The sequence below is a fragment of the Herbaspirillum sp. VT-16-41 genome, from assembly GCF_001994935.1.
Lineage (GTDB): Bacteria > Pseudomonadota > Gammaproteobacteria > Burkholderiales > Burkholderiaceae_D > Herbaspirillum > Herbaspirillum frisingense.
Genome location: NZ_MUXB01000245.1, coordinates 1 through 9080 on the forward strand (window position 1 = coordinate 1; position 9080 = coordinate 9080).

At 52.7% G+C, this 9080-nt stretch carries 11 protein-coding genes and 1 pseudogene; 4 read left to right on the forward strand and 8 right to left on the reverse strand.

All coding sequences use genetic code 11. The features are described 5' to 3' along the window. Positions 1-614: 614 nt before the first annotated feature. From BTM36_RS29450 to BTM36_RS26920, 3 genes and pseudogenes are all read right to left on the reverse strand, one after another. A pseudogene (locus BTM36_RS29450) lies at positions 615-1331 on the reverse strand (PHB depolymerase family esterase). Positions 1332-1516: 185 nt separating this feature from the next. After that, entirely contained in the window at positions 1517-1762 is a 246-nt protein-coding gene (locus BTM36_RS26910; RefSeq protein ID WP_044530755.1) for a hypothetical protein, read from the reverse strand. A 536-nt stretch (positions 1763-2298) separates the two neighbouring features. Further along, on the reverse strand, positions 2299-2493 hold the full coding sequence (locus BTM36_RS26920; RefSeq protein WP_157845667.1) for a catalase: 195 nt from the start codon (positions 2491-2493) through the stop codon (positions 2299-2301). Positions 2494-2780: 287 nt separating this feature from the next. Here BTM36_RS26920 and BTM36_RS26925 point away from each other — a divergent pair, with 287 nt between their 5' ends. Then, complete coding sequence (locus BTM36_RS26925; protein ID WP_006465449.1) at positions 2781-3389, forward strand: Crp/Fnr family transcriptional regulator; 609 nt, start codon at positions 2781-2783, stop codon at positions 3387-3389. A 932-nt stretch (positions 3390-4321) separates the two neighbouring features. Here the strand turns inward: BTM36_RS26925 and BTM36_RS26935 are convergent. Both BTM36_RS26935 and BTM36_RS26940 read right to left on the reverse strand, forming a co-directional pair. Beyond that, positions 4322-5044 (reverse strand): Crp/Fnr family transcriptional regulator, encoded by a 723-nt coding sequence (locus BTM36_RS26935; RefSeq protein ID WP_077238592.1) that lies wholly within the window; start codon positions 5042-5044, stop codon positions 4322-4324. Between the two features lie 153 nt (positions 5045-5197). Next, positions 5198-5764 carry an FxDxF family PEP-CTERM protein gene (locus BTM36_RS26940; RefSeq protein ID WP_077238593.1) on the reverse strand — a complete coding sequence of 189 codons (567 nt, stop codon included), beginning with the start codon at positions 5762-5764 and terminating at the stop codon, positions 5198-5200. Between the two features lie 641 nt (positions 5765-6405). Here BTM36_RS26940 and BTM36_RS26945 point away from each other — a divergent pair. Continuing rightward, positions 6406-6600 carry a hypothetical protein gene (locus BTM36_RS26945; RefSeq protein WP_006465445.1) on the forward strand — a complete coding sequence of 65 codons (195 nt, stop codon included), beginning with the start codon at positions 6406-6408 and terminating at the stop codon, positions 6598-6600. 304 nt (positions 6601-6904) lie between these two features. On the opposite strand, the gene BTM36_RS26950 is transcribed toward BTM36_RS26945, so the two are convergent. The 3 genes from BTM36_RS26950 to BTM36_RS26955 form a co-directional block, all read right to left on the reverse strand. Then, on the reverse strand, positions 6905-7174 hold the full coding sequence (locus tag BTM36_RS26950) for a hypothetical protein (RefSeq protein ID WP_044530752.1): 270 nt from the start codon (positions 7172-7174) through the stop codon (positions 6905-6907). Between the two features lie 361 nt (positions 7175-7535). After that, on the reverse strand, positions 7536-8057 hold the full coding sequence (locus BTM36_RS28215) for a hypothetical protein (protein WP_139347317.1): 522 nt from the start codon (positions 8055-8057) through the stop codon (positions 7536-7538). A gap of 69 nt (positions 8058-8126) precedes the next feature. Then, positions 8127-8573, reverse strand: a complete 447-nt coding sequence (locus BTM36_RS26955) for a helix-turn-helix domain-containing protein (RefSeq protein ID WP_039784340.1) — start codon at positions 8571-8573, stop codon at positions 8127-8129. 84 nt (positions 8574-8657) lie between these two features. Here BTM36_RS26955 and BTM36_RS26960 point away from each other — a divergent pair, with 84 nt between their 5' ends. Together BTM36_RS26960 and BTM36_RS26965 are read left to right on the forward strand one after the other, a co-directional pair. Beyond that, positions 8658-8858 carry a hypothetical protein gene (locus tag BTM36_RS26960; protein ID WP_006465443.1) on the forward strand — a complete coding sequence of 67 codons (201 nt, stop codon included), beginning with the start codon at positions 8658-8660 and terminating at the stop codon, positions 8856-8858. A gap of 15 nt (positions 8859-8873) precedes the next feature. Beyond that, positions 8874-9080 (forward strand): hypothetical protein (locus tag BTM36_RS26965; protein ID WP_077238138.1); only part of this gene is annotated, 207 nt, incomplete at its 3' end.

Sequence of the window (9080 nt, forward strand, 5' to 3'; positions counted from 1 at the left end):
GCCTCGCGAGTTCAGACGGGCTGCAGCATCAGTAACTTAACGATGTCTGAGTGTCCTGAATTGCGGGGGCAACTACAATTTGTTCGCAGATTTGCCACAAACCGTCTTCACTTATTTCTCAGAGATAGGGAGGGAACGGATTCCTGCTTTAGACGAATGGGCTTATGTACTGGCAATGAGCAGACAGCACAAAGAGCCGGTCACCTAAACAGGCAGGCGCGGCGACATCTCCATTAGCAGCATCGATGTCAGAGCTGCAGTTGATACCGTCCACAATCAATACCGGCGATGCCGCTCAAGGAAATTCAGCATCAGTCGGCTCGTGTCCGGTCCTTGTGCGTTACGGGACATCGCGTCATCGCCCCCGCTCCACGCGTGGCCAAGATCATTACCGAACGGATCATCACTTTACGCCCGATGGTATGATCGTTGATCGTGAACCTGCGCTGCATCGGCGCATTCCTCGAAGCCCGGCCGAACCTTCTTTCCTTGGTCGGCATTGCAGTTAGAGCTAATGTCCGGTTAAGACTCACGAACTGCTCCACCAATTGGCGCTGGTTAACTGACCGTACGGTCTTTTCAATGTCACCACCGATCAGAATAGCTGGCATTGTCTACATGCGCGGCAAGCGTACAAGCAGTTCATCCATGGCTCCCCCTGGATGTCCGCTTCCATGCTGCATCACCCTGTATGCACCGGCCGCGCTGTTGCAAGCGCCAAAGACGGGGCTAGAATGTAGGCCAACGGCTGCTACCAGCGAAGGATGCATCAACGCAAGGATGTGCGCCATGGCCGCCCCCGCGGAGATCCCGCAGACATAGATGCGCTGCCGATCAATGGCATGAGAAGAGACGACATCTTCGATCAATGCTGCCAGCGTCGCGACATCCCAGCCCCCTTTTTGAGTCGTCTTGTCGTACCATTTCCAGCATCGCTGCGGATGAGCGCGTAGCGGCTGCTCTGGTTAGAGAACGGCGCCCCCCCTTTTCGCCGCATGCACGTTCAGGTCCGTCCCTTGTGCGAACTCAGCAGCGTTCTGCTGACAACCGTGCAGCATCACGACCAGCGGCATAGCGGCTTCTGGTCTACAAGGCAGGAATAGCCGATAGTGGATACGTTGCGTCAGGCCGGAACCATGACGGAGATGACCGCTGACCCATGCGCCGATTGGTTTGGAAGCATCGGAGGGGGGGGCAGATCGCCTCTCGGCTTTGGTCGTCGTGGATGGATTGGTTCGAAACACTTTCAAGATCGTTTCGATGCGCTTGCGTTGCGCGCTTGTGGCCTTCTTCATCTCTGAGAACCACAGGCGTTTTAGTTTCTTCAACATGGCGCATTCCGTTCTTGATTTCGCCGGCCTTAACACCTGGACGGCAAGTGACTAGTAGGGCCAAAGGCAGACCTCACGCCAAGGCGTCGTGGTCCAATTCAAGCTGTTCTGCCAACGCTTCGGCCAATTGCTCCAGTAGCTCATCTACGTGGGCGGTGTCTACGGCGGCCAAGCGGAAATCGTCTTCACAGTTGAGCTGGACCTCGGGGGAGTTCCACCTTTTCGCTCACTATGTTGGCGATTCCTAGCCCGAGGACGGGCCAACAGATACGATACTGATCACGCAGGAAATCAGTAACCAGCAGATTGGCAGCCAGCGGCATCAATGCCTCCTCTCCGTCGACGATTATCACCGCATCATATAGCGTCGACGGGGCGGCCAACAGTGTTATCTCGACGTGAAACGGCGTGCTCTTCGCGCAGATCGCCACGTCCAGCTGCTGGCCGCACGGTGACTTGCTGCCGCAGGTATACGTAGATCACCGTCAGCTTCGTGCCGTCCACGCCGCGGGTGAGCACAACACGACACGTTTGGCGGCAATCCAGCTCTCGTCTTTATAAGCGCTTAGAGGGAGGGCAGAAGAGTCGGCATATTTGGTGGCGTGTCGAACAGCCGGGGGCAGCTTCTCGCACTCCGAATCCCAGCCCTTAGGCGACTTACTGCGCCAGTATCAGGTCAACATTGTTCAGCAGTGATATTACGCGTTAGCATGAGGGCTGGAATCTGCATCCGTATGAGCCCGAAGTGGAAGGCACTGAAGATGAGGAGCTGCTCAGCCAGTGTTTTTCTCTTCCAGAACAGCTTGGATTGCCAATGGCAATCGGCGAACCGCTCCGGGTTAGCATGGGCAGCCGCCGCCCAGCAGCTTAGCTCATAGGTCGAGCGGCCCCGGTTGATAGCCTGGCGGTGCATACCATTGCGCTGATTGTTGTGTGTCTTGCGTAGAGACGAGTCAATCGGGATCTCTTAGAAGTTGGCCTCGTCCAGGCGACTGGTCTGCCTATCCAGATAGGAGTGGATGCGCCCTTGCAGCAGGGAATCGTTGGTGAAGCCGAGACCAGGGATACGATGCGCAGTACAACAGGCCGCTTTTTCGGTCTCGGCGAAGAAGTTATCAGGATTTCGCTTGAGTACGATGGCGCTCTGGCGTCCTAATGTCAATCTCCGATTGATGGTCCTCTCAAGTTGTTCTTTCCGTCAGTTCGTAACGGCTTCCTAGCCCTTCCGCCCCGTTGATTTACTGGCCATTAAGGGCCTCGTATGTTCGTTAACGGACGGTGACAAATATACAAAAGGGTCATACTCCATTCATTGAAACGGCATCACGGCATTCGCCGTGCCTACTTTTTTTGCCCTATTACCTGAGAGATGAATTGGAAAATGACCAGAACCATATTATCGCGTCACTATCCCAAACCGACCGGTCACACCTGTTAAAGCAATGCACTTTGATTGACCTGCAGGCTGGTCGAATCCTATCGACGCCCCGTGCCAGTTTGATTTATTTTCCAATCAATGGCTTGATCTCCATTCTTTCGCTGGGCGATGCAACGCCGAACTTCGAAGTCAGCATGGTCGGTCGGGAAGGCATGTACGGGATTCCCTTCGCGCTGGGATTGAAGTCCACCGAGTTCCACGCCTCGGTACTCTATCCGGGCCGAGCATGGAGTATTTCCACCGCAGCTTTCCGCACTGAATTGAACCAAAATAAGGGACTACAGCTAGTGCTGAATCGATACATCAACATCGTCATAGAGCAACTCTATAGCACATGCCGCTGCATCAAATTCCATACCCTCTCCGAGCGCCTCGCAAAGTGGCTACTAATGAGTCAGGATCGCTCCAATGCCCAAGAATTTTCAATCACCCAGGAAACACTGGCATCGTTGTTGGGAGTGCGACGTGTTGGTATCACTGCCGCGGCCACCCAATTGCGGAGCAACGGCATTATCGAATACAGCCGCGGCCACGTGACCATTCTCAACCGAAAGCACCTTGAAAAGCAGGCGTGTTCTTGCTACATCGACGAAACTAAGCTCTATACAAAGACGCTATAGCAAGCTTACGCTGCGTCCGCCGTGCACTGGCGCGCTAACCGACGGTGACAAGACTCTCTGAAACTTTCCGCCCAGGCATAAACGCGTGTCAGCGCTCAAGCGGTGACAGGATTTGAGCAAGATGGCCAGATCCGACTGCGAATCCGCTCCGATGAATCCATAAAGATCCCAGTGCTGGTCGCCGATTGCAACCGCCACATCGTTCTCCTACATGGCTGAAATCTTGACGTTACGTAGCTCAAGTTACTCCATCAAGTTGCCGTCGAAATCGCTGCTGATACCGCCACCGATTAGTGCGCTTGTATTCATACTGCCTCCCGATCCAGAGCCGGCCGGCTTCAAGGAAGTACTATGCCATTACCCCCCATTCTATTGCCTTAACGGTCGGTTATCTGTTCGTTACCCAACTTAGCGGAACCCAGATCGACGATACTTCTCGACTTTGGGGAGGTCATCTGACGTCTAAGTGCCTGTAAGCTCGCCGTGCACTCCGCGCTTCTCTATTTCGGAGTGTGCGCGTACGAACGCGTACTGAAAGGCCATTGCGGAGGAGCGTGCCCGCAGGTCAACCCATTGCGCAAAAATGACATCGCCCCCAGTCGCTGAAATCCTGGCAAATCGCCGTATATTGGTAAATACGCAACAATCCTCTGCGTAACGAGTTACCGTGACCTCGATCTGAAATCCCTTGAAGAACTTGATGCGGCTGGTGTGCATGCCTGAACTCCCGCAATCGCCTCCGTGCTCAAGATGAGCGCCATCTACCGGCCATGGGCGCGCCGACAAATTTGATATTCCTCTTAAATCCGATCGTACCCATGACCTCGCGTACGGTCGGTGCGCTACGTAACCAAAGCTGCTTGACCAAGCTGCCGGGTTCCAGCCATTCGACAAGCTACGCGCGCAGGCGCTAGATCGAAGTGTTAGCCTCATCAACTTTCGAAGCGGGTAGGCGGTAACAAGCGTTGGGTTTCCTTTCTGACCACCGCGTAGCATTCGCAGCACAGCTCTTCCAGTCTGGGTCTGTTCAGCACTGTCAGCCGCCCCCTGCTGTACTCGATTACACCCTGCCGTTGCAGCTTGCCAGCTGCCTCGGTGACGCCCTCGCGCCGCACTCCAAGCATGTTGGCGATAAGCTCTTGCGTCATGGTCACCTGGTTGCCCGACAGTCGGTCCAAAGATAACAATAACCACCGGCACAACTGCTGGTCGATGGAATGGTGGCGATTGCAGACGGCGGTCTGCGCCATCTGCGTCAGCAGCGCCTGGCTGTAACGCAACATCAGATGAAGCGTACCAGTATCGCGATGGAATTCTTCCTTGAAGCGGCTGGCAGAAAGACGATAAGCGCTACCGCCACTCTGCACGATCGCTCTGCTGGGAGTACTTTCTCCTCCCATCAAAATGGCGATGCCAATAAAACCGTCGTTGCCAACTACGGAAATTTCTGCCGACGCACCGTCGTCCATGACATACAGCAGGGACACGATGGAGTCGGTCGGGAAATAGACATGCTGCAACGTATCGCCCGATTCGTAGAGCACCATCCCCAAGGGAAGAGAAATCCATTCCAGCTGGGGAAGCAGGCGATGCTGCACGTCCGGTGCCAACGCGGCCAGAAGATGATTCTTTAATGGAAGATTTGAATTAGACATGCTGCAATCCAATTGGGGCAAGGGAGATTGAGTGCCGATCGGAAAATAACGATAGACTTGGGATTCACAGATGTTCGATACCGGACACATGGAAGCGTTCAGCATAAAAAAACTGCCCGCATGGGCAGTTTCAAAGTTCTTCCGCTTTGCCTTTTATACCGGCACGAGGCCGGTCGAATTTGCCCCATGCATCTTCGATTTGCGACGATGGCGCAAGGCAGCGAAGCCGACTATGCCAAGCCCAGCCAGCATCATTGCCACAGTGGAATTCTCCGGAACCGCGGCCACGCTGATGTTGCCTCCGAAGCTTCCGCCACTAGTACCCGTGACCTTGCCGATTGCTGATAGGGTGTACAGCCCGGAGGTAAGATTGGAGGCATGCAAGGTCCATGTCTGCAAGCCTGTGCTGGAAGTCAGATGCCCAGTCGCGGTCACGCCGTTTCCGCTCAGAGTGAAGCTGCTGATGTTGAGCCCCGACATGGAGTCCAGTGCGATCGAGATCACCGCGGACGAAACGTTGAAGACGGTACCCTGCGCGAAAGTGAAATTCTCGGTGAAAGTCTTGCCGCTGGTGCCGTCTCCATATGAGGCACCAATCGACGAGCTGGGCCCGTTGAAAGTGATCGTGGAAGTGTTGTTGATGTCGGTCGATGCATGGACAGCGGCGCTGGACAGCATCAAGGAAGCGGATAGGAATACCCCTGAAATGACATTTTTCATTGAGTGACCTCTAGGTTGAATGTGGCAAAGATAGTGGAAAGCGAACTGCTACGATTTGATTCTTCTTGGAGCCTTGGGAATATCCAGGAACGACGCGCTTATCTGAATGAACAGTGCTGACGCCGTTGCAAGCCATACGCCATTCACGCTTACTGCAAGACGAAGCATCGCCTGCTCGGACATTCTTAATCTGTTCGCCACCGAACATTAAGAAAGAATTTTTATATTTTTTCCACGAGCATCTTTTTAATTCTTTGAGCTCATATATGCGAGCTAACGTATGGGCTGCCACGCTTTATCGATAGACGACAAAAGTGCCGCGGTGACCAGGGGGCATAAAGACAGCGAACTCCTCTGAAGAGCGACGAGCGTTTCTACGGTCGATATCCCGCCGCGATTCAACATTCACGATAATCCATAAAAAGCTTTTGGTATGTGCGCTGACAACCATAGAGGATGCAGTTCCATATCCCTTACGAACCAATGGCGTAAATGAATTTGCGCATAGCCTGTATGACTACAGCGACATAAGCCTTGCACCTACATCCGCTGAATTTTAATAGGAACAGCATGTCTCATCGTCGGCGTAGCGATATTAGAAGCGCAGACGAATTGCCAACCGACACTCAAGGAGAAATGACATGTCTAGCAAAAATCAACGCAGCAAAGACACCAGCACTTATCAAAAATTGGCGGTCGCGGGAGAGAGTAGCGGCAAGACCGTCAAGTCCAGCCGCGATAACGACGGCGACCCGGTCGCAGGCGGCCAATATTCGACCATGACGAAGAAGCAAGGGCACTCGACATCTCACAAAACGGATGGCAAGAAATCGTAGATGAGGTTAAAGGGGTGAGGACAAGAGGGCCCCTTCTTTTGAACGTGGCATTCTATGGATAGCCCAATGGCCCGCCTATTCTACCGATAGCCATACCGCAAGCGAGCACATAGGTGTCCAAAGAAAAGCTCTACTCAACACTGCAAGAAATGCGGAGCTGGATGATGCCTTTGGACGCAACTTTTCGTTTTCGAAAGGAGAAAATCGAATTGATTCTTGGGTGATTCTCATCTGGCAACCGGCCGGAATAATTCGTAAAAACATGGGGAAAAGAAACCTGGATGGCAAGGAATGAGCGGCCCAATCAAGGTAACTGCCCGTGAGAATTCCTGTATTCGCTCCAACTCAAAGCTCCAAGCGTGAAACTGCTAACAATGGCCTCGCAACTATTGATTCCGTAGGCAATGGCTAGCGCCTCTGTACGATAAACAGTCTTTGGCCCGCGCTTCAACAGTATCGATTCACCGCCTCGTTTCACCAGCATGGACTCGAGAAACCAGCCAGCATCACACTGCGAGTACTCCAATCGGTAGCAGAAGCTACCATCGCTACCAGCAGTTTCGTAGGTGAGCATATGAACTCCTTGTCGAACAGATGAAGACAGACGGGACTGGATTCGAGACTTCCGGACAAGCTCTTGCCGACTTTGACTAGAAGGGAATTGATTGAACAGATGTTCAGTAGATTAAGGTAACGATTTGGCTTGTACCGAACTGTTCGGTACCTAACATAGAAAAAACATCTCTATGAGTTTGTTCTGCATAGTTGTATGAGCAGATTGACGTATGGCTTTTCGGCGGTCTCTTAAGCCAAAACTATCCGATGTGTTGGTTTCCTCGCAGAACTGGCCCTCTCCTGGATTACCAGCCCCCTAGGCTGGACCAGGATGATTGAGGAATTCATTTACTTCAAATAGGAGTCAACTTGGACGCAACTCAAGAAACAGGCATCTTATAGAGCAGCCATCCGCATAATAGCGAGAGCAAAAACGCCAAGACCGCCAGTGCAAATATAGCCCTTAGAGCACGTCCGAAAGATGCGTCCTTTTCAATGCAAGCCGGACATCCAAGTTGATGTTGCACTCTTTCACTGTGTGCTTTCACCACCTCTGGTACCGCAACCGGACCTGCTTTGGCAGCACCAGCCGAAATCCATTCCTCTAGCGTTTCTTTCACGGTCGAATAATGCTCAATCGGGAGCTCCCGGAAATATCGAATTCCAAAGTCTTTCATAAAGACCTTATAAATTTCGACTTCCTTTTCACCGGAAATGGCAGACAATTCTTTCACTAATACGTTGATTCTTTTCCGCTGGAATTCAGTGATCCGTGGAGGATCTTCCGCGTCTATTACTTCACTCGAATTCCGAGTACCAATGGTCGTTGGGCCACTGATACTATGCACATTCCCATTGATGAGCTGAGAAACGTTTCCGCGAATATTAATTTTCCCTACCATTACCACCCTACTTCGTAAAAATAACCCTCAACGCAGCCATCTATCACATCGAAGAGGCACTACTCCATTTCATGACTTTTTCTTAGATGGGGCTTTGACCATCTGAGGGCCCACGACCTTCTTAAAGGTCTCCCCGTGGATTTGTTGTCCGACGCCTCCGTGAATGGTTATGTTTGATCGATTTTTTGGAGCGGACGGAAGAGTATCGGCATCGCTCGCTCCCTCGACTACACCAAGAACACGGGCCTTCGCACGAAGATCCAACTTCCGATAGCCAGCCAACAACTCGTTTTCATCGTCTGACATGGTGCTCGCCGATGGCTCACCAGTCATCAAATACACTAGATCCACTCCAGCCAGTGCGATAGAGAACAGATAGTCGGTATCTGGTGCACGGCTCCCATTTTCATAATTAAATTGCGCGCCCTTTTTAACTCCCCCAAGCGCTGCAAATTCCTCTTGGTTGAGCCCTAGGCGTTTTCGCTCTTCTTTTAGACGGTCAGAAAAGTCACTCATTTGGATTAAAAATGTTTGCGAATCACTCGTTTGAGTGATAAAGTGCCGTCATTGCTAAGTGACGTGTACAACTAATTATCCCATATGCCTACCCTCTCCAAGCACGTATCCCGCCCCCATACCGATACTTCGGTGGCTGTTACCTTCCGCCTTGAAGCTGATGAAGAGCAAAGACTGGCTGAGCTGGCACGCCAGGATCTGCGCACCCGCTCGTCCTTTGTGCGCCTGCTGATCTTGCGTGGCATGGCCGCCTACGACAAAGACGTCAAGGCCGGACGGGCTTGATCCTCGGAGGCTGCCATGTACGACGATCCCCGCAAAATCCGTCACCGCCGCATCGTGGTGCGCGTCAACGACGACAACTACGACATCATGAAGGCCCTGGCCCAGTACCAAGGTGAAAACCTGGCCACGCTGGCCCATGATCTGCTGATGCATCAGGCCATCGCCCTGGCGCAATCCTATTCGATGCCGATCTTATCCGAGCAGAACGTGCAAGCCAAGGCG